Genomic DNA, 18,995 nt, shown 5'->3' with positions numbered 1-18,995 from the left:
GTCCTTTCGTGGCGAGCAATGCCTTCAGTGCCGAAGACAGCGAAATCCGTGCGCTAGCCCAACAGGTCATCGACTATTGGTTCGACGAAGTCGGCGAAGATCGGTGGTGGAAGAAGGATGCCGAGCTCGACAAGAAGATCAAGGAGCGCTGGGGCGATTTGCGCAAGTCGGTGATCGCCGCCGAGGGGAAGGTATGGCGCGAGGGGCCCAAGCGTGCACTCGCCGCGATCATCATGCTCGACCAGTTCAGCCGCCATATCAATCGCGGCAAGGCCAAGGCATTCGAGGCCGACCGCATGGCCCGCCAGCTGACCCGCCGCGCCATCGCCAAAGGCTGGGACCTGCGCCTGCCTAAGGACCAGCGCTTCTTCGTCTACATGCCGCTGATGCACAGCGAGGAATTGAGCGACCAGGAGCAGAGCGTGGCCCTGTTCGATGCGATGCACGAGGAAGGCCATGACCGCTTCGCCCACCTGCACCGCCAGCAGATCGTCGACTTCGGCCGCTTCCCGGGCCGCAACAAGGCGCTGGGGCGAGAGAGTACGCCAGAAGAGGTAATCATGCTGGAAGGCGGCGGCGCGTTCTGACGGCGTTTGGTCGGTCCTGCCCGGCCGCTAATCGAAATCGGCGCGTCACAGGTTTTCATGCCTGCTCGTCAGCCTCTGAGCGGGTGCACACCTGCGTATCTATCCATGGAGCTACGCGATGCCGACTTATCTCGAACCCACCGAAGCGTCCGCGACTGCATTTTTTATGCTGGGCATCAAGGGGCCGGTGGTTATGCTCAATCTTCTGCGCTTTCGCGAGGTGGCGGACTATTCGGACCTTCCGGACCTTGCGCCCGACACGCCTATTTCGGGTGCCGAGGCCTATGACCGCTATATGGCGCACACAGCGCCATTCCTGCTCGAAGCCGGCGGCAAGCTCCTCTTCGACGGCGAGGGCGGTAGGTATTTCATCGGTCCCGAGGCAGAGCACTGGGATCGCGTCCTGCTGGTGGAGCAGGCCTCGCCGGAAGCCTTCATGGCCTTCGCGCAGAACAAGGCCTATCTTTCCGGTATTGGGCATCGCAGTGCGGCGCTGGCGGATTCCCGGCTGCTGCCGATAGTGCCGCAAGGGGTATAAAGCTTGACGCCGGGCCGTGTGTCGCATAGATGCGCCCCCGTCCCAAGGGATGACAATTTGCAAGCGCTGCGGCGCACGCTGGCCGACGAGGTTTCGTCCGCCGGCGCTTTTTGCGTATTGGCGCCCATGGGACACGAGAAGGAGACTGACGTTTGTTTGACAGCCTGAGCGATCGCCTTTCCGGTGTATTCGACAAGATCCGCGGCCGCGGTGCCTTGTCGGAGGCCGACGTGCGCGATGCGATGCGCGAAGTCCGCGTCGCCTTGCTCGAAGCAGACGTGGCGCTGCCCGTCGCGCGCGAATTTGTTGAACAGGTCACCGAACGCGCGGTCGGCGAGGAAGTCGTCAAATCGGTCACGCCGGGCCAGATGGTCGTCAAGATCGTCAACGATGCGCTGGTCGAGCTGCTTGGCGCGGAAAATGCCGAGCTCAACCTCAACGTCAATCCCCCCGCGGTCATCATGGTCGTCGGCCTGCAGGGCTCGGGTAAGACCACCAGCACTGCAAAGCTCGCCAAGCGCCTCAAGGAAAAGGATCGTAAGAAGGTCCTGATGGCCTCGCTCGACGTCGCCCGTCCGGCGGCGCAGGAGCAGCTGGCGGTGCTTGGGCGCCAGGCCGAGGTCGAGACGCTGCCGATCGTTGCCGGCCAGCAGCCCACCGACATTGCCAAACGCGCGGTCCAGTCGGCCAAGCTGCAAGGCTATGACGTGGTCATACTCGACACGGCGGGGCGCCTCCATGTCGACGATGCGCTGATGGCCGAAATGAAGGCCGTCGCCAGCGCTGCGACGCCGGCCGAGACTTTGCTCGTGGTCGACAGCCTGACCGGCCAGGACGCAGTCAACGTCGCCAAGGGGTTTTCCGCGGAAATCGACCTTACCGGTGTCATCCTCACCCGTATGGATGGCGATGCGCGCGGTGGCGCGGCGCTGTCGATGCGCAAGGTCACCGGCAAGCCCATCAAATTTGCGGGTACGGGCGAAGCGCTGGATGCGCTCGAGCCCTTCCATCCCGACCGTGTCGCCGGCCGCATCCTCGGCATGGGCGATGTCGTCAGCCTGGTCGAAAAGGCCGCCGAAACCGTCAAGCAGGAAGATGCCGAGCGTCTTGCCCGCAAGATGGAGAAGGGCAAGTTCGACCTCGACGACCTCGCGCTGCAGATCAAGCAGATGCAGAAGATGGGTGGACTGGGCGCGCTCGCCAAGATGATGCCCGGAATGAAGGGCATGAAGCAGGCAACTGACATCGACGACAAGGCGCTGACCCGTCTCGAGGCGATGATGAGCTCGATGACGTCGGAAGAGCGCCAGAAACCCAAGATCATCAACGCCAAGCGCAAGCGGCGTATCGCCAACGGCTCCGGCACCACGGTGCAGGAAGTCAACAAGCTGCTGAAGATGCACCAGCAAATGGAAGGCGCGATGAAGAAATTGAAGAAGATGGGCGGCTTTTCAAAGCTCGCCTCGATGTTTGGCGGCGGGCTTCCCGGCGGCGCAGATAGCGCTGGCGGAGAGATGCCGCAGCTTCCGCCGGGTGGCGGACTGCCGGGTCTGGGTGGCCCCGGCGCACCAATGAACCTGCCCCCCGGTTTCGACAAGTTTTCAAAGAAATAACAGCATTACCTAAGAAGGAATAAGAATATGGCAGTTGCAATTCGTCTCGCCCGTGGTGGCGCGAAAAAGCGTCCCTACTACCGCATCGTCGTGGCCGACAGCCGTCGTTCGCGCGACGGTCGCTTCATCGAGCGCGTGGGTTCGTACAACCCGCTCCTCGCCAAGGACAATCCCGAGCGCGTGAAGCTCGACAAGGAGCGCATCCAGCACTGGCTCGACGTTGGCGCCCAGCCGACCGACCGCGTCCTGCGTTTCCTTGACGCCGAGGGCATGATGAAGCGCGAAGCGCGCAACAACCCGCAGAAGGGCGAGCCGGGCGAGAAGGCCAAGGAACGCGCCGAAGAGAAGGCCGAAAAGGAACAGGCCGCCAAGGACGCCGCCAAGGAAGCTGAAGAAGCTGCGAAGGCTGCCGACGAAGCACCGGTCGAAGAAGCTGCTGCTGAAGAGACCCCGGCTGAAGAAGCCGCTGCTGAGGAAGCTCCCGCCGAGGAAGCTGCTGAAGAAGCCAAGGCGGACGACGCCGAAGCCGAAGAAGCCAAGGCCGAGTAACCCGGCATGGCGGGCGCGTCGCAGGATCGCGTTGCGCTCGCCGCCGTGGCGGGTGCCCATGGCGTCAAGGGCGAGCTACGGCTCAAGCTCTTTGCCGAGGGCATCGACAGCCTGAAGAAACAGAAGGCGCTGTTCGTCGGAGAGGACGAGCGGCGCCTTTTGTCTGTCCGCGCCAATGCCAAGGGTGCGATCGCGAAGCTCGATGGCGTCAACAGTCGTGAGGCCGCAGAAGCGCTGCGCGGGTCGCTCTTGGAAATCGCCCGCGAAACGCTGCCCGAACTGGGTGAGGGCGAATATTATTTCAGCGATCTCCTCAGCCTCCTCGTCATCGACGATAGGGGCGCTGAAGTCGGCACCATTGTCGCAGTCGAGAATTTCGGGGCCAGCGACGTCATCGAGATCGAGCGGCCGACCGGCAAACGCTTCATGGTCCCGATGACCGAAAATGCGGTGCCCGAGTGGAACAAGGAGCGGCTCGTTATCAACGCCGCCTTTGCCGAGGACTAGGATGAGCAAGCTCAACGTCGCCATCTGCCAGGCCGCGCCCATCCCGCTCTGCATCGATGATGGGATCACGCAAGCGGTCGAACTGGCACGCGCTGCCATCAAGGATGGCGCCGAGATCGTTGCCTTCGGTGAGACATTCCTCGGCGGCTATCCGCTCTGGCTCGACGAGAGCCCCGGCGCTGCTTTGTGGGATCATCCCGGCACCAAAGCGATGCACGCCATCCTGATGGACCAGGCAGTGATGGCCAACGACTTCCGCTTTGCACCGCTGCAGGATCTGGTGGACGAAACGGGCGCGCTCGTCTCGATCGGCGCGCATGAGCGTATTCGCTCCAGCCTGTTCAACAACCAGATGCTGTTCCGGCCCAATGCCGCGCCGCTCGATCATCGCAAGCTGGTGCCCACGCATGGCGAGCGGCTCGTCTGGATGCGCGGCGATGGCTCGACTCTGGGCGTGCACGAGGCCGAATGGGGCAATGTCGGCAGCCTGATCTGCTGGGAGCATTGGATGCCGTTCGCGCGCGCCGCCATGCACAACCAGGAAGAAGCGGTGCATGTCGCAGCCTGGCCGACCGTCCGAGAGACCTATGCCATTGCCTCGCGTCATTATGCCTTCGAAGGCCGTTGCTTCGTTCTCGCGGCAGGTTTGGTCCAGACGCGCGAGCAACTGCGCGATGGCGTGGAACGCTGCGAGGGCAATGACGACGCGCTCGCGCTTTTGGACGCGATCGAGGAAGACGTGCTCAACCGTGGCGGCAGCATGATCATCGGGCCCGACGGACGCATCCTGGCGCATGCCGGCGAGGGCGAAGAGACGATCCATGCAGAAATCGACCTCGAGGAAGTCGCCGCGGCCAAGGCGTTGCTCGACACGGACGGTCATTATTCCCGCCCGGACATCTTCAGCCTCGACATCAATACAGACCCGCAGCAGAGCGTTCGCTGGAAATAGCTTGCCTGCCGATACAGCTTAATATAACCAAATGGTTATGGAGTCGTTGGACAAGCAATTTGCAGCACTGGCCGACCCGACGCGGCGCGCCATCCTCTCACGATTGGGAGAGGGGCGTGCCACCGTGGCGGAATTGGCCGAGCCTTTCGCCATGAGCCAGCCGGCCATCTCCAAACATCTAAAGGTGCTCGAACAAGCGGGTCTCGTCGAGACATTGCACGAAGGAACGTCGCGCCCGCGCCAGTTGGCGCCCGACGGCATCTCGGCAGCAAAGCAATACATCGAGCAGATGGCGTCCTATTGGCCCGACCGGTTCGACCGGCTCGATGCCTTCCTCCAATCCAGCAAGGGGAAAGAAGAATGAGCGACGTGCCCGTTTTCACCATCGTGCGGACGTTCGATGCGGACCGTGAAACGGTTTTCGATGCTTGGGCCGATCCGGACAAGATGGAGCAATGGTCGGGACCTCCCGGTGCGAAGCTGACGCGCCTGTCGGGCGATATCGTGGAGGGCAGTCTCATGCACACGCGATCGGACCATCCTGACATGGGCACCACCTACACGTTGGCGAAGTGGACGCGCATCGACCGCCCCGGCCATATCGCGTGGGAGCAGAGCTTTGCAGACGCAGAGGGTCGCAAGGTCACACCGCATTTCTTTCCCGCCTGGCCGCTCACGCTGCTGACGGAAGTCGACTTCCGGGACACGGATGGCGGGACCGAAATCACGCTCAAATGGACCCCGATCGAAGCGTCGGCCGAAGCTATTGCCGTCTTCGTGGAGGCGATGGGATCGATGGAGCAGGGTTGGGGCGGCAGCTTCGACAAACTTGCGGAGTTCCTGGCCAACGCCTAATCGGCGCGGCCATGACCTTTCGCGCTTCCGTCCTGACGCTCTACCCCGACATGTTTCCGGGTCTGCTCGGCACGTCGCTCGCCGGGCGCGCGCTGGAAGAGGGGGCGTGGAGCCTCGAGACAAAGAACATCCGCGACTTCGCCACCGACAAGCATCGCACGGTCGATGACACGCCGGCCGGTGGCGGAGCCGGAATGGTGCTCAAATGCGATGTGCTTGCCGCCGCTCTCGACAGCGTTGCCGATGGCCGTCCGATGCTGGCCATGAGCCCGCGGGGCAAGACGCTGACACAGGCGAAAGTGCGCGATCTCGTCGCGGGCGAGGGGGCCATCATCCTGTGTGGCCGCTTCGAGGGTTTTGACGAGCGTATCTTCGAGGCGCGAGATGTCGAACCGGTCAGCGTCGGCGACTATATCCTGTCGGGTGGCGAAATACCCGCCATGTTGCTCCTCGACGCTTGCATTCGGCTGCTTCCCGGGGTAATGGGCGCGGCCTCAAGCGGAGAGGAAGAGAGTTTCGAACAGGGACTTCTCGAATATCCGCACTACACCCGACCGGTAGAATGGGAGGGGCGCACGATTCCCGAAGTGCTGCGATCGGGGGATCATGCGCGCATCGCGAGGTGGCGTGAAGAACGCGCTCGCGAGGACACACGGCTAAGGAGGCCGGACCTTTGGGACGCTCATGGGGAGCGTTCGGGTCAGTCTCCCTCTGGTGCGCAGCGAAAGAAATAGGATTTTAGACCGATGAACATCATCGAGACGATCGAACAGGAAACCATCGAAGCCCTGGGCAAGGACATTCCCGAATTCCGCCCGGGTGACACTCTCCGCATCGGTGTGCGCGTCGTTGAAGGCCAGCGCACCCGTGTCCAGAACTTCGAAGGCGTCTGCATCGCCCGTTCGAACAAGGGCGCCGGCTCCAGCTTCACCGTTCGCAAGATTTCGTTCGGCGAAGGTGTCGAGCGCGTCTTCCCGCTCTACTCGCCCAACATCGACAGCATCACCGTCGTCCGTAAGGGCGCCGTGCGTCGTGCCAAGCTTTACTATCTGCGTGGTCGCACCGGTAAGTCGGCGCGTATCGCCGAGCGCAAGGACAACCGTCCGGCCAAGGGCGAAAAGACCGACGCGTAGTTGGTCGAAAGCCACCTTGCACAAAATTAGGGCGTCCGGCACATCTGCCGGGCGCCTTTTTTGTTGCCCGTCGTCCAGGCGGGCCGAATTTTCCGGGAGAAATATTTCATGCTTAAGAGCCTTCTCGCCGGTGCAGCACTTGGGAGCATCGTCATGACCAGCCCCGCCGCAGCACAGGAAGTCGAACGCCAGGAGCTCACGCTCGACCGTATCTTTGCCAGCCCCTCGCTTGGCGGGTCCTTCCCGCGCGGCGTGCAGCTGGCACCCGACGGGTCGATGCTGACCATGCTGCGTCCGCGCGAGGATGAGCGCCAGCGTTACGACCTCTGGGCGCTCGATGCCGAGGGTGGCGAATGGACCATGCTCGTCGACAGCGAGAAGGTCGGTTCGGGGGCCGAACTGTCCGAAGAAGAAAAGATGCAGCGCGAACGCGCCCGCGTCGGCAGCCTCAAGGGCATCATCACCTATCAATGGTCGCCCGATGGTCAGTCGCTGCTGGTGCCGATCGATGGCGATCTCTATCTCGCCGGCGTCGATGGAAGCGTCACGCAGCTCACCGACACCGATGCGGGCGAACTCAACCCCGCGCTCAGCCCCAAGGGCGGCTATGTCAGCTTCGTGCGCGACCAGCGCCTCTATGTTGGCGCGGTCGGTGACGAACCGACCCCGATTACGCCCGAGGAAAGCGATCCGCTGATCCATTGGGGCGAGGCCGAATTCGTCGCGCAGGAAGAAATGGCACGTCGCACCGGTTACTGGTGGAGCCCCGACGACAAGCGGATCGCCGTGCAGCGTTTCGACGAGAACCCGGTCGGCGTCGTCACCCGCACCTCGATCGGTGCCGGGGGGACCAGCACCTACGATCAGCGCTATCCGGCCGCCGGCACCGACAATGTCACCAACCAGCTGTGGATCATCAACATGGATGGTTCGGGCATGGAAATGGTCGACCTTGGTGACAACGAGGATATCTACATCGCCCGCGTCAACTGGGCACCCGATGGCAGCGCGCTCTACGTCCAGCGCCAGAACCGCGCCCAGACCGTGCTCGACATGCTCAAGGTCGATCCCGAAACCGGCAAGAGCGAAATCTTCTTCAGCGAGACCGCAGCCGAGGGGCATTGGACCAATCTCAGCTACGACTATCGCTTCTTGAAGGACGGCTCGCTCATCTGGTGGTCGGAACGCGATGGCTTCGGTCATCTCTATCATGTCAGCGCCGACGGCGATGACTGGCGCCAGCTTACCCAAGGCGAATGGGTCGTCATGGGCCTCGACGGCGTCGACCAGGACGAGGGCAAGCTCTACTTCACCGCGAACCGCGAGAATGTGCTCGAGAGTCATCTCTATTCGCTCGACTATACGACGCCGGGTTCCGAGCCGGTGCTGCTGTCGGAGCCGGGCTACAGCTATGGCTGGAGCCTCGACAAGTCGGCGAGCCGCTCGATCGTCTCGCGGTCGAGCAATTCGCGCCCGGGCCAGATCTGGTTCGGCGATAACGAGGCGAACCGCATTGCGTGGATCAACGAGAATGCGCTCGACGCCGACCATCCCTATTCGCCCTATATGTGGAGCCATGAGCCGTCCAAGTTCGGCACCATCAAGGCCCCCGACGGGACCGACCTATATTACGAAATGATCACCCCGCCCGACATGAAGCCGGGCGAACGCTATCCGGTCTTCTTCCAGCATTATGGCGGCCCGGGTCCGCAGACGGTGCGTAACGGCTTTACCGGTGCGCTCCAGCAGTGGATCGTCGACCAAGGCTATATCTGGGTCCAGCTCGACAATCGCGGCAGCGCCAATCGCGGTGTCGAATTCGAAAAGCCGATCTATCGGGCCATGGGCGGGATCGAAGTGGCTGACCAGAAGGTCGGCGCCGAATGGCTCAAGAGCCTCGACTTCGTCGATCCGGACCGTATCGCGACCTATGGCTGGTCCTATGGCGGCTACATGACGCTGATGATGCTGGGGCAGGACCCCGGCCTCTATGCCGCTGGCGTGGCCGGCGCGCCGGTGACCAAATGGGAGCTGTATGACACCCACTATACCGAGCGCTTCATGGGCGATCCGCGCGAAGTGCCCGAGGCCTATGAGGCATCGAGCACCTTCCCGACGGCCGGCAACATTTCCGATCCGCTGCTGCTGATCCACGGCATGAGCGACGACAATGTCGTCCTCGACAACTCCACGCAGATGGCCGCAGCCATGCAGGAGGCCCGCGTCCAGTTCGACATGATGTTCTATCCGGGCCAGGCCCATGGCGTGCGCGGCGAGAATATCAGCGTCCATCTCTGGGAAACCATCATGCGCTTCCTCGAGGAAAATGGGGTCGAGGGTGGCCCGGTCGCCGACGGCGAATAATCGACGATGGGTACGAGGGGGCCTCATCGGCCTCCTCGTCATCGCACTGCTGCTCATTGCATTTCGCGAGCTTGTGCGGGCGCGCTGCTTCGCGTTCGGAATCCCCGTCGTCTGCAAGGTCGAGACCGAGCGGCCGCTGGTCGCGCTCACCTTCGACGACGGCCCGACGCCTTCGGGCACCGATTATGTCCTGCGCGTGCTCGAGGAAAAGGATGTTCGTGCGACCTTTTTCCTCATCGGCGGGATGGTCGATCGCAATCCGCAAGCCGCGCGGGCGATCTTCGAGGCCGGGCACGAAATCGGCAATCACAGCTATTATCACGACCGTATGATCGGGGTTCGCAAGCGGCCCTATATTGACGAGCTTCTACGCACCGAGGCCAGCCTTCGTGCCGCGGGCGTGGAAACGGCCAACGTCTTCAGACCGCCCTATGGGGTGAAATTTCTCGGCCTGGCTGGGGCAGTGCATGCGAGCAGCATGACGATGGTGACATGGGACATAGAGGAGCCCGTCACCGACGATCCGGAAGAATATGCAGCAATGATCGCCGAGGCGGTCGAACCGGGTTCGATCATCCTCGTCCATCCCATGTATGGCGCTAACGAAGTGGCCCGCGAGGCGCTGCCGATCCTGATCGACCGGGTCCGCGCGCGCGGCTTCGAATTGGTCAGCGCGGGCGATCTCATGGCGGCGACTTCTCGGCCCTAGGGGTTGCGCAACGCAGCCAAGCGCTTAAGTCGCATCACAACTGATAAGCGGAGCGAATTTCATGGGTTACAAAGTCGTCGTCGTCGGTGCGACCGGCACGGTCGGGCGCGAAATGCTGGCCATCCTGGCCGAGCGCGAATTCCCGATCGACGAGATTGCCGCCGTCGCCTCGAGCCGTTCGGCGGGCGACCGCATCGAATTTGGCGAGACCGGCAAGGAATTAAAGGTCAAGAATCTCGAGCATTTCGACTTTGCCGGATGGGACATGGCCCTGTTCGCGGCGGGATCGAGCGTGTCGAAGGCCTATGCGGAGAAGGCCGCGAAGGCCGGCTGCACGGTGATCGACAATTCCTCGCTCTTCCGCATGGATCCCGACGTCCCGCTGATCGTGCCCGAGGTGAATGCCGACGCGATCGACGGCTACAAGGCCCGCAACATCATCGCCAATCCCAATTGCTCGACCGCGCAGATGGTCGTGGCACTGAAGCCGCTGCATGATGCCGCGACGGTCAAGCGCGTGGTGGTGGCGACCTACCAGTCGGTCTCTGGCGCCGGTCGCGAGGCCATGGACGAACTGTTCAAGCAGAGCCGCGACATCTTCGTCGGCGATCCGGCCGAGCCCGAAGTCTTCACCAAGCAGATCGCTTTCAACGTCATCCCGCATATCGACGAGTTTCTCGACGACGGGATGACCAAGGAAGAATATAAGATGGTCGCCGAGACCAAGAAGATCCTCGGTCCCAAGGTCAAGGTAACCGCGACCTGCGTGCGCGTGCCGGTCTTCGTCGGCCATTCGGAAGCGATTAACGTCGAGTTGGAAGACGAATTGTCGGCAAAGGATGCGACCAAGATCCTGCGCGAGGCGCCGGGCATCATGCTCGTCGACAAGCGCGAGGATGGCGGTTACGTGACGCCGGTCGAATGTGTCGGCGACTATGCGACCTTTATCAGCCGCCTGCGCGAAGATCCCACGGTCGACAATGGCCTCAGCTTCTGGTGCGTCAGCGATAACCTGCGCAAGGGCGCCGCACTCAATGCGGTGCAGATTGCCGAGCTGCTCGGCCGTCGCCACCTCCAGAAAGCATGATCGAGGATCCGGGAGCCGAACGCCGCGCCCAGGCGGGCGTCGATGGCATTGCCTTGCTGCTGCTCGGCCGCTGGCTGCGTTTCTGGGGTTTCATCCTCGGCGCGACCTTTCTGCTCGGCATGGTCGAGGACCAGCTGATGCCGATCTTCTATATTGCGCTCGCTTTTGCAGGGATCATGCTCATCATCATCCTCGCGACGCGGCGGATGATTTCGTCGAAGCTGTCGCAGGGCCGCCCGCCGATCATCGAGACCGAAGCGCGTGAAGTGGAGATCGAGCCGGACATGATCGACATCACGCCCGAGAAGCGCGACCAGTGAGCGCGAGTCTCAACCATTGGACTGCGTCGGATGGCGTGCGCCTTGCCTATCACGAGATGGGCGAGGGGCGTCCTGTTCTGCTCCTGCACGGCCTCTTTTCCAATGCCGAGACCAACTGGATCAAATATGGTCATGCGGCGCAGGTGGCTGCAGCTGGCCACCGCGTCATCATGCCCGATCTGCGCGCCCATGGTCATAGCGACGCGCCGCTGGGTCCCGCCGCCTATCCGGACGGGATCCTGGCGCGCGACCTCGAAGAATTTGTCGGCCATCTCGGCCTCATGCCCAATGCCTACGACCTTGGCGGCTTCAGCCTTGGCGCACGCACCACGGTGCATGGAATTGGCGAGGGGCTCCGCCCGGCGCGCGCCATGCTGTGCGGCATGGGGCTGACCGGCCTTACGGGCTGGGACAAGCGCCAGGCCTTCTTCCTCGGCGCCGTCGACAATTACGAGACCGCCAAGCGGGGCGACCCCGATTTCCTCGCCATCGCCTTCATGAAGACGATGGGGATCGACCGCGAAGCCGCGCGTCTCCTGCTGCCTACCTTTACGGATGCCAAGGAAAAGTGGCTCGACGCCTTCGAGATGCCGACGGCCGTCATTTGCGGTGAAGAAGATCGCGACAATGGTGACCCGGTTGCGCTGACCGAGCGGCTGCCCGATGCGCGCCATATGCCCATTCCGGGCACCCACATGTCTTGCGTCACCAAGAAGGAATTGGGCGCGGCGATCGTGGAGTTTCTCGGCGACGCTTGATTTCGCTCGCGCCCCGTTCCACCCTTCGCGGCAATGCGTTCACGAAGGGATTTCGAGAGATGATCAAATATACCGCCACCGTGTCGCTGGCAGCGCTGACGCTCGCCGGTTGCATGACGTACAATGAGCAGACCTACAACAATCCGCCCGTGGCGACGGAAGCGCAGGCCGAAGATGGCCTCGAATTCCCGCTGACGCCTGCGGGCGCCAAGGCGTTCGTCGAGGATGCCGAGCGGCAATATGCGGAATTTTCGCCCATCGCTGCGCAGGCTGCCTGGGTGAATTCGACCTACATCAACCGCGATACCGATGCGCTGGCGAGCTATTTCGGCACGATCGGCACCGAGATGACGACCGAATTCGCCAATGACGCGGCCATCTATGCGCAGGTCGAGGGCCTCGATGCAGAGACCGAGCGCAAACTAGTCATGCTACGTACCGGCATCACCATGCCGGCGCCGACCACCGAGGGCGCCGCCGCAGAGCTCAACGAAGTCGCGACGCGCCTCAACTCGGCCTACGGCAAGGGCCAGGCCGAACTGAACGGCGAGATGATCCCCGGCAATGATGCCGAAGCGCTGATGGGCACGATCCGCGACCCCGAAGAGCTGCAGCAGCTCTGGGTCAGCTGGCACAACAATGTCGGTCGCCCGATGAAGGAAGATTATGAGCGCTTCGTCGAGATCACCAATGCCGGCGCGCAGGAACTGGGCTTTGCCGATACCGGTGCACTGTGGCGCTCCAACTATGACATGACGCCGCAGGAATTCAGCGCGATGTACGATCGCCTGTGGGCCGAAGTCGAACCGCTTTATGCCGACCTGCATTGCTATGTCCGCAGCGAACTGAGTGACTATTACGGCGCCGATGTGCAGCCCGACGAGGGCATGATCCGCGCCGACCTGCTCGGCAATATGTGGGCGCAGGGCTGGGGCAACGTCTACGACATCGTCGCGCCGGAAGGGGCTGGCGATCTTGGCTACGACCTCACCGACCTTCTCGTCGAGAACGACGTCGATGCGGTCGAGATTGCGCGCATTTCTGAGCGCTTCTTTACCTCGCTCGGCCTCGATCCGCTGCCCGAAACCTTCTGGGAGCGCTCGCAGATCGTCCGTCCGGAGGGCCGCGAAGTCGTCTGCCATGCCTCGGCCTGGAATCTCGACAATGTCGACGATTTGCGCATCAAGATGTGCACCAAGGTGAATGCCGACGACTTCGTCACCATGCATCACGAGCTTGGACACAATTATTACCAGCGCGCCTATAACGATAAGGATTTTCTCTATCTCAACGGCGCCAATGACGGCTTCCACGAAGCGATCGGCGATTTCGTCGCGCTGTCGGTGACGCCCGATTATCTTGTCACGCTCGGCCTACTCGATGAGAGCCGCGTGCCGAGCGCCGACAAGGATATCGGCCTCTTGCTCAATCAGGCGATGGATAAGGTCGCCTTCCTGCCGTTCGGCCTGCTGGTCGACAAGTGGCGCTGGGGCGTATTCGACGGCTCGATCACGCCGGCTGAATATACCGATGCGTGGGTTGGCCTGAAGGAACAGTATCAGGGCGTGACGCCGCCCGTGTCGCGCGACAATCCGGCCAACTTCGATCCGGGTGCGAAATATCACATTCCGGGCAACACGCCTTATGCGCGTTACTTCCTTGCGCACATCCTGCAGTTCCAGTTCTACGAAGCGGCCTGCGAGATTGCCGAATGGGACGGCCCGCTTCATCGCTGCAGCTTCTACGGCAACGAAAATGTCGGGGCACGGCTGAACGCGCTCTTGGAAATGGGCGCGTCAAAGCCTTGGCCGGACGCGCTCGAGGCGTTCACCGGCACCCGCGAAATGTCGGCCGAGCCGATGAAGGAATATTTCGCGCCGCTGCAGGCATGGCTCAAGGAGCAGAATGCCGGCAAGAATTGCGGATGGGACGCATAATCCGGCGATCACGTAGATTGCAGTGGGTGTCCCGGTAGTGCCCGGGATACTTGCCGCAATGATCATAATGACTGATTGAAACGGGGGCATTTATGTTCATGGCTTTGACGAGTATCGCGCTTGTCGCTTCGGTACAGCCGGCAATCACTGACGACTTTACCGATGCATTGGTGCGACAGGCGGCGCGTGATCGTGAGATGACGATCGAGATTGCTGGAGACCGCCAGTATCGGGTCGATGCTCCCAATGGCATGTCATTCACAGTTCGGCGGACGGCCTGCAACGATAATGGGCGCTGCCAGGGCCTTGCCATGCTCAAATGCTGGAATGACGACGTCGGTATCTCGGTCGCCACCGTGAACCTGTTCAACCAGAACGAGAATTTCGGGCGCGCGTACAAGGACCGTACCCAAATCTGCTATGCCGCCTATGCGATCGCCAATAACGGGGTCACCCCCGCCTATATCGGCAGCAATTTGTGGGTCTTCTCGCGCCGCGTCGCGGGCTTCGGCTCCGCCATTCAGAACTATATGTAATCAGCCTAGGGGACAGGATGATGCGCTACCCAATCACAGCCGCCGCAACCGCTGCGGGCTTGGCCCTGGCATCACCGGCCGCGGCTCAATCGCTGGACGCCAACAACCTCGACCGCTCGCAAGTGGTCACATCATTGTCGAAGCAGGACGCCGAGGCATTGGTGCGCGCCACATCGGCAAACGGCACCTTCGAATATCATACGGACGATAATGGCATTCAGCGCCTGTCATTCAGCTATGAGAGCGGCCGCAACGCCTTGGTGCGGGTGACGGCTTGCAACGAGCAGGAACGCTGCTTCGGGCTCTCGATCGTGGCGGTCTACAATACCGGGCATGAGAGCCCGGCATTCGGTCGCCAATTCGCTAACAATGCCAACGCGACCTACAGCATCGCCAAGGTCATCTCTTATGACGACGGCACCATGCTCATCGAACGATATGTGATTACCGACGGCGGCGTGACCGTCGGGCACTTGCTCGACGAACTAAAGCTGTTCGACAATACCACCCTGGTGTCATTCGAAGGCCTGATCGAGGACGCCACCGGCAACTAGCCCGAGGCGATGCGCGCCTAATAGGCGATTGCGCCGACCTGGATCTGCTCTTCGATCTCTTCCTCGGTCGCTTCGTCGAGACGGTTCAATTCGATCCGCCGTCTTACGGCAATGGCGCTTCCAGCCAGCGCGAGCAGGGCACCGCCGATGGCAGCCGTGAGGATGGGATGGTCCTGCACCGTCTTGAACGTGCCGTCGAACAGGTTCTGGGCGGGATTGGTCATGGTGCAGTCTTCTCCTTGTTTTGCTGTTCCCAACGCATCAGCCTGCGAGGCGATGCAACGGGCAAAGAAAAAGGCGCCGACCGAAAGCCGGCCGGCACCTTTTCTCCCTCTTTCCGATCCGGTCGGTTAGGCCGACGGATCAGCATTCATTTCTTCGACCTTGTCGAGCACTTCCTCATTGGGATTGGCGTGCCCGGTCGCGGTGCCGATGCGGTTTCTGCGGTTGAGCAGGAAGGCAGTGGCACCCGCCGCGGCGGCAACACCACCGGCGATGGCAGCGCTGGTGCGCGGATTGTCACGAATGGTGCGATAGCTCTGGCCAACGAAGTCGCCGCGCGTCTCAAGGTTCTGGCGAACATTGTCGATGCGGCTATTGTTGGTCTGCGTGTCGGTAGGCTGCGTCATGCTGATACTCCTGTTCGAAAATTTCATTCGGGATACCAACGTTTTACCGTAGAGCACGCTCCTTCATTCGTCGCAGCGCACCATCCGTTCGGCGCTTAAAGTTGCCCGAGAAGCGTTTCCGCACCCGACACTTCATAGGCACCCGGCGCTTCCACGTTGAGCTGCTTCACGACGCCGTCCTCGACAAGCATCGAGTAACGCTGCGAGCGCTTGCCCATGCCGAAGCCCGAGGCGTCCATGGTGAGGCCGAGCGCTTCGGCAAAGTCGGCATTGCCGTCGGCGAGCATGTCGATCTCGGCGCTGCCGGCCTGCTTGCCCCATTCGGCCATGACGAAACCGTCATTGACGCTGGTCGCGGCGATCTGGTCGACGCCCTTGGCCTTCAGTTCGTCGGCTTTCTCGACAAAGCTCGGCAGGTGCTTGGCCGAGCAGGTCGGGGTGAAGGCACCGGGCACCGCGAACAGCGCGACGGTCTTGTCCTTGAAATAGTCGCTGGACTTGACGGGGATGGGGCCCTCGGGCGTGGCGAGCGAGAGCTGGGCTTCGGGAAGGCGGTCGCCGACGGTGATGGTCATGATATTTGTCTCCGATGAGATGGATTGAACTCACTTCGACCTATGCATTGCCCCTGCCGGGAGTTCCCGCAAGCCGAAGTTTCACCTTGCTAGTTGGGCCGCTTGCCAGCAATTTCCAGAGCCAAAGCGTAATTTCGATGGAGCAGGGCGAATGAGAGTATTTGGTCTTGGCATTGCAGCGATGATGATGGTCGCTGTTCCGGGTACGGCGGCGGCACAGGAGGCCAACTTCGATTGGGACGCGCCGTCGCTGCGCGATACCTGGGGCGAATTCGATTATGCCAAGCTTAGCAGCCTCATTGAAGAACTGGGCGGCGCTGCCGAGTTGGCTAACGATACGAACAACCGCGAATATCTCTCCGTCGACCTGGGCAACAATGTCCGCGCATCCGTGTGGGTATTCTGCTCGGAAGAGATGGGCTGCGTTGGGCTGCGCATGACCACCTCGATTCAATATACGGGACAGACGGTCGAAGCCCTCAATGCGGCCACCAAGGACTTCGAGAACAATAATCCATTCATCCAGCTTTTCGTGAGCGGCGACCGGATCTGGGTGACGCGCTACATGGGCGCACGCTACGGGACCAATAAAGGCAATGTCGCGATGACGATCTCTGACTTTTATAGCCAGATCGTGAAATTGCGTGACGAGGCTAACGCAGCCTTCGCTTCGAACTAGGTCTGCGCCCATATTCTGGGATCGTGCGTTGACCCGATGATGACCGACGAACCGCCCTTCCTTACCGGACGCCTGCTGCTCGCCTTGCCGGGTATGGAAGATGAGCGCTTTCGTGAGGCCGCCATCGTCATGGCGACCCATGACGAAGAAGGTGCGATCGGCATCGGCATCGGCAAGACGCACCCAGAAATTTCGGTACGCGACCTCGTCGCCCAATTCGGGCTGGAAACCGACGATACACCTGATGCCCCCGTCCATATCGGCGGGCCGGTCGAACCGGGCAGGGGATTTGTCCTCCATTCCGACGATTGGGGCGGTCAGGACACGATCCGCATCGCCGATCTGTGCAGCCTCACCGGCACGACCGACGTCCTGCGCGCGATCGGCGAGGGCAGGGGGCCGAAACAGTTCATCGTGGCGCTCGGATATGCGGGATGGTCGGGCGGTCAGCTCGAGGATGAAATGACCCGCCATGGCTGGTTCGTCGCCGATGGCGAGCGCGACATTCTGTTCAAGGAAAAACCCGCCAATCGGTGGGCTGCGGCTTATCGGTCCGCGGGTGTCGATCCGGCGCTGCTCAGTCCCGACAGCGGCGCTGCCTGACGCACCGTTTGCACTGGGCCCGCGAACCTAGTAGGGCGCGGCTCGAACGGGGCGGTGCCTTGCCCCATGCACATCCGTGGAGATCCAAGTGACCGATTATATCGTCAAAGACATTTCGCTCGCCGATTATGGCCGTACCGAAATCACCATCGCCGAGACCGAAATGCCGGGCCTGATGGCCACGCGCGAGGAATATGCCGCATCGCAGCCCCTGAAGGGCGCGCGCATCACCGGTTCGCTGCACATGACGATCCAGACCGCGGTGCTGATCGAAACGCTCGTCGCGCTGGGCGCCGAGGTGCGCTGGACGACCTGCAACATCTATTCGACGCAGGACCATGCCGCCGCCGCGATCGCTGCGCAGGACATTCCCGTTTTCGCCGTGAAGGGCGAAACGCTGGAAGAATATTGGGACTATGTCGGCCGCACGTTCGATTGGGGTGAAGAGACCTGCAACCTGATCCTCGACGATGGCGGCGATGCCACGATGTTCGCGCTGTGGGGCGCGCGCATCGAGGCGGGCGAGGAAATGCCCGCACCGACCAACGAGGAAGAGCGTGAATTCCAGAAGGCGCTGAAGGCCTTCATCGCCAAGAAGCCGGGTTACCTCACCGAGACGGTGAAGAACATCAAGGGTGTCAGCGAAGAGACGACGACGGGCGTCAATCGCCTCTATCAGCTCGCCAAGAAGGGCCTGCTTCCCTTCCCGGCGATTAACGTGAATGACAGCGTCACCAAGTCGAAGTTCGACAATAAGTATGGCTGCAAGGAGAGCCTGGTCGACGGTATTCGTCGCGGCACCGACGTCATGATGGCCGGCAAGGTCGCGGTCGTCGCTGGTTATGGCGATGTCGGCAAAGGCTCGGCAGCCTCGCTTGCCGGTGCCGGTGCGCGTGTGCTCGTTACCGAAATCGACCCCATCTGCGCGCTGCAGGCGGCCATGGATGGTTTTGAAGTCGTGACCATGGAACAGGCCGTCCCGCGCGGCGACATCTTCGTCACCACCACGGGCAACAAGGACGTCATCACCGTCGACCATGTCCGCGGCATGAAAGACATGGCGATCGTCGGTAATATCGGCCACTTCGACAATGAAATTCAGGTCGAGGCGCTCGAGAATTTCAAGTGGACCGAGGTGAAGCCGCAGGTCGATCTCATCGAAAAGCCCGACGGCAAGCGCATCATCCTGCTTTCGAAGGGCCGCCTCCTGAACCTCGGCAATGCCACCGGCCACCCGAGCTTCGTCATGTCGGCCAGCTTCACCAACCAGGTGCTGGCGCAGATCGAGCTGTGGAAGCGCGCTGACCAATACGAGAATGACGTGCACGTCCTGCCCAAGCATCTCGACGAGAAGGTCGCCGAGCTGCACCTCGCCAAGCTGAACGTCCAGCTCAGCGAACTCAGCAAGGAGCAGGCCGACTATATCGGTGTCGGACAGAACGGCCCGTTCAAGCCGGAACATTATCGCTACTAAGCGACGATCCTGAACGATCCAACGGACGGGGACCTT

At 61.8% G+C, this 18,995-nt stretch carries 24 protein-coding genes; 21 read left to right on the top strand and 3 right to left on the bottom strand.

The genetic code is table 11. The annotated features are described in order from the left end of the window. The first annotated feature begins 8 nt into the window (after positions 1-8). The 18 genes from NDO55_RS03640 to NDO55_RS03555 all read left to right on the top strand — a co-directional run bounded on the left by NDO55_RS03640 (position 9) and on the right by NDO55_RS03555 (position 14,999). Positions 9-587: a DUF924 family protein gene (locus NDO55_RS03640; RefSeq protein WP_252112514.1), complete on the top strand. Its 579-nt coding sequence runs from the start codon at positions 9-11 to the stop codon at positions 585-587. Positions 588-705: 118 nt separating this feature from the next. Continuing rightward, positions 706-1,125: a DUF1330 domain-containing protein gene (locus tag NDO55_RS03635; RefSeq protein ID WP_252112512.1), complete on the top strand. Its 420-nt coding sequence runs from the start codon at positions 706-708 to the stop codon at positions 1,123-1,125. Between the two features lie 152 nt (positions 1,126-1,277). Then, positions 1,278-2,738, top strand: a complete 1,461-nt coding sequence (ffh, locus tag NDO55_RS03630; RefSeq protein ID WP_252112510.1) for a signal recognition particle protein — start codon at positions 1,278-1,280, stop codon at positions 2,736-2,738. Between the two features lie 27 nt (positions 2,739-2,765). After that, positions 2,766-3,287 (top strand): 30S ribosomal protein S16, encoded by a 522-nt coding sequence (rpsP, locus tag NDO55_RS03625; protein ID WP_252112508.1) that lies wholly within the window; start codon positions 2,766-2,768, stop codon positions 3,285-3,287. Between the two features lie 6 nt (positions 3,288-3,293). After that, positions 3,294-3,794 (top strand): ribosome maturation factor RimM, encoded by a 501-nt coding sequence (rimM, locus tag NDO55_RS03620; RefSeq protein WP_252112506.1) that lies wholly within the window; start codon positions 3,294-3,296, stop codon positions 3,792-3,794. A gap of 1 nt (position 3,795) precedes the next feature. Continuing rightward, a complete protein-coding gene (locus tag NDO55_RS03615; RefSeq protein WP_252112504.1) occupies positions 3,796-4,746 on the top strand; it encodes a carbon-nitrogen hydrolase family protein in 951 nt (316 codons plus the stop codon). 37 nt (positions 4,747-4,783) lie between these two features. Next, the gene (locus tag NDO55_RS03610; protein WP_252112502.1) at positions 4,784-5,110 is read left to right on the top strand and encodes an ArsR/SmtB family transcription factor; all 327 of its coding nucleotides are present in this window, start codon (positions 4,784-4,786) and stop codon (positions 5,108-5,110) included. Beyond that, a complete protein-coding gene (locus NDO55_RS03605) occupies positions 5,107-5,601 on the top strand; it encodes an SRPBCC family protein (RefSeq protein ID WP_252112500.1) in 495 nt (164 codons plus the stop codon). Before NDO55_RS03610 ends, NDO55_RS03605 begins: the two co-directional genes overlap by 4 nt. Positions 5,602-5,612: 11 nt before the next feature. Further along, the gene (trmD, locus tag NDO55_RS03600) at positions 5,613-6,335 is read left to right on the top strand and encodes a tRNA (guanosine(37)-N1)-methyltransferase TrmD (protein ID WP_252112498.1); all 723 of its coding nucleotides are present in this window, start codon (positions 5,613-5,615) and stop codon (positions 6,333-6,335) included. A 12-nt stretch (positions 6,336-6,347) separates the two neighbouring features. Further along, positions 6,348-6,734 (top strand): 50S ribosomal protein L19, encoded by a 387-nt coding sequence (rplS, locus tag NDO55_RS03595; protein ID WP_252112496.1) that lies wholly within the window; start codon positions 6,348-6,350, stop codon positions 6,732-6,734. A gap of 108 nt (positions 6,735-6,842) precedes the next feature. Beyond that, complete coding sequence (locus NDO55_RS03590; protein WP_252112494.1) at positions 6,843-9,098, top strand: S9 family peptidase; 2,256 nt, start codon at positions 6,843-6,845, stop codon at positions 9,096-9,098. Then, the gene (locus tag NDO55_RS03585; protein ID WP_252112492.1) at positions 9,073-9,807 is read left to right on the top strand and encodes a polysaccharide deacetylase family protein; all 735 of its coding nucleotides are present in this window, start codon (positions 9,073-9,075) and stop codon (positions 9,805-9,807) included. Before NDO55_RS03590 ends, NDO55_RS03585 begins: the two co-directional genes overlap by 26 nt. 61 nt (positions 9,808-9,868) lie before the next feature. Beyond that, entirely contained in the window at positions 9,869-10,894 is a 1,026-nt protein-coding gene (locus NDO55_RS03580) for an aspartate-semialdehyde dehydrogenase (RefSeq protein WP_252112490.1), read from the top strand. Beyond that, positions 10,891-11,214 (top strand): hypothetical protein, encoded by a 324-nt coding sequence (locus tag NDO55_RS03575; RefSeq protein WP_252112488.1) that lies wholly within the window; start codon positions 10,891-10,893, stop codon positions 11,212-11,214. Before NDO55_RS03580 ends, NDO55_RS03575 begins: the two co-directional genes overlap by 4 nt. Next, positions 11,211-11,972 (top strand): alpha/beta fold hydrolase, encoded by a 762-nt coding sequence (locus NDO55_RS03570; protein ID WP_252112486.1) that lies wholly within the window; start codon positions 11,211-11,213, stop codon positions 11,970-11,972. Before NDO55_RS03575 ends, NDO55_RS03570 begins: the two co-directional genes overlap by 4 nt. Before the next feature lie 59 nt (positions 11,973-12,031). After that, positions 12,032-13,909, top strand: coding sequence for a M2 family metallopeptidase (locus NDO55_RS03565; RefSeq protein ID WP_252112484.1), 1,878 nt, complete (start codon positions 12,032-12,034; stop codon positions 13,907-13,909). Positions 13,910-14,007: 98 nt separating this feature from the next. Beyond that, complete coding sequence (locus tag NDO55_RS03560) at positions 14,008-14,445, top strand: YbjN domain-containing protein (RefSeq protein WP_252112482.1); 438 nt, start codon at positions 14,008-14,010, stop codon at positions 14,443-14,445. A gap of 17 nt (positions 14,446-14,462) precedes the next feature. Further along, complete coding sequence (locus NDO55_RS03555; protein WP_252112480.1) at positions 14,463-14,999, top strand: YbjN domain-containing protein; 537 nt, start codon at positions 14,463-14,465, stop codon at positions 14,997-14,999. A 17-nt stretch (positions 15,000-15,016) separates the two neighbouring features. Here NDO55_RS03555 and NDO55_RS03550 read toward each other — a convergent pair whose 3' ends face one another. The 3 genes from NDO55_RS03550 to NDO55_RS03540 form a co-directional block, all read right to left on the bottom strand. Next, entirely contained in the window at positions 15,017-15,223 is a 207-nt protein-coding gene (locus NDO55_RS03550) for a hypothetical protein (protein WP_252112478.1), read from the bottom strand. Between the two features lie 126 nt (positions 15,224-15,349). Further along, a complete protein-coding gene (locus tag NDO55_RS03545) occupies positions 15,350-15,628 on the bottom strand; it encodes a hypothetical protein (protein WP_252112476.1) in 279 nt (92 codons plus the stop codon). 95 nt (positions 15,629-15,723) lie between these two features. Beyond that, on the bottom strand, positions 15,724-16,203 hold the full coding sequence (locus tag NDO55_RS03540; protein WP_252112474.1) for a peroxiredoxin: 480 nt from the start codon (positions 16,201-16,203) through the stop codon (positions 15,724-15,726). A 151-nt stretch (positions 16,204-16,354) separates the two neighbouring features. On the opposite strand from NDO55_RS03540, the gene NDO55_RS03535 reads away from it, so the two are divergent. The 3 genes from NDO55_RS03535 (at position 16,355) to ahcY (ending at position 18,959) form a co-directional block, all read left to right on the top strand. Continuing rightward, the gene (locus NDO55_RS03535) at positions 16,355-16,882 is read left to right on the top strand and encodes a hypothetical protein (RefSeq protein WP_252112473.1); all 528 of its coding nucleotides are present in this window, start codon (positions 16,355-16,357) and stop codon (positions 16,880-16,882) included. Between the two features lie 36 nt (positions 16,883-16,918). Continuing rightward, positions 16,919-17,485, top strand: coding sequence for a YqgE/AlgH family protein (locus tag NDO55_RS03530; RefSeq protein WP_341869966.1), 567 nt, complete (start codon positions 16,919-16,921; stop codon positions 17,483-17,485). A gap of 82 nt (positions 17,486-17,567) precedes the next feature. Continuing rightward, positions 17,568-18,959 carry an adenosylhomocysteinase gene (gene ahcY, locus NDO55_RS03525; protein ID WP_252115519.1) on the top strand — a complete coding sequence of 464 codons (1,392 nt, stop codon included), beginning with the start codon at positions 17,568-17,570 and terminating at the stop codon, positions 18,957-18,959. The last annotated feature ends 36 nt before the right edge of the window (positions 18,960-18,995 follow it).

The sequence above is a fragment of the Sphingomicrobium sediminis genome, from assembly GCF_023805295.1.
GTDB classification, from domain to species: Bacteria; Pseudomonadota; Alphaproteobacteria; order Sphingomonadales; family Sphingomonadaceae; genus Sphingomicrobium; species Sphingomicrobium sediminis.
This window is presented reverse-complemented; position numbering and strand designations above follow the sequence as displayed.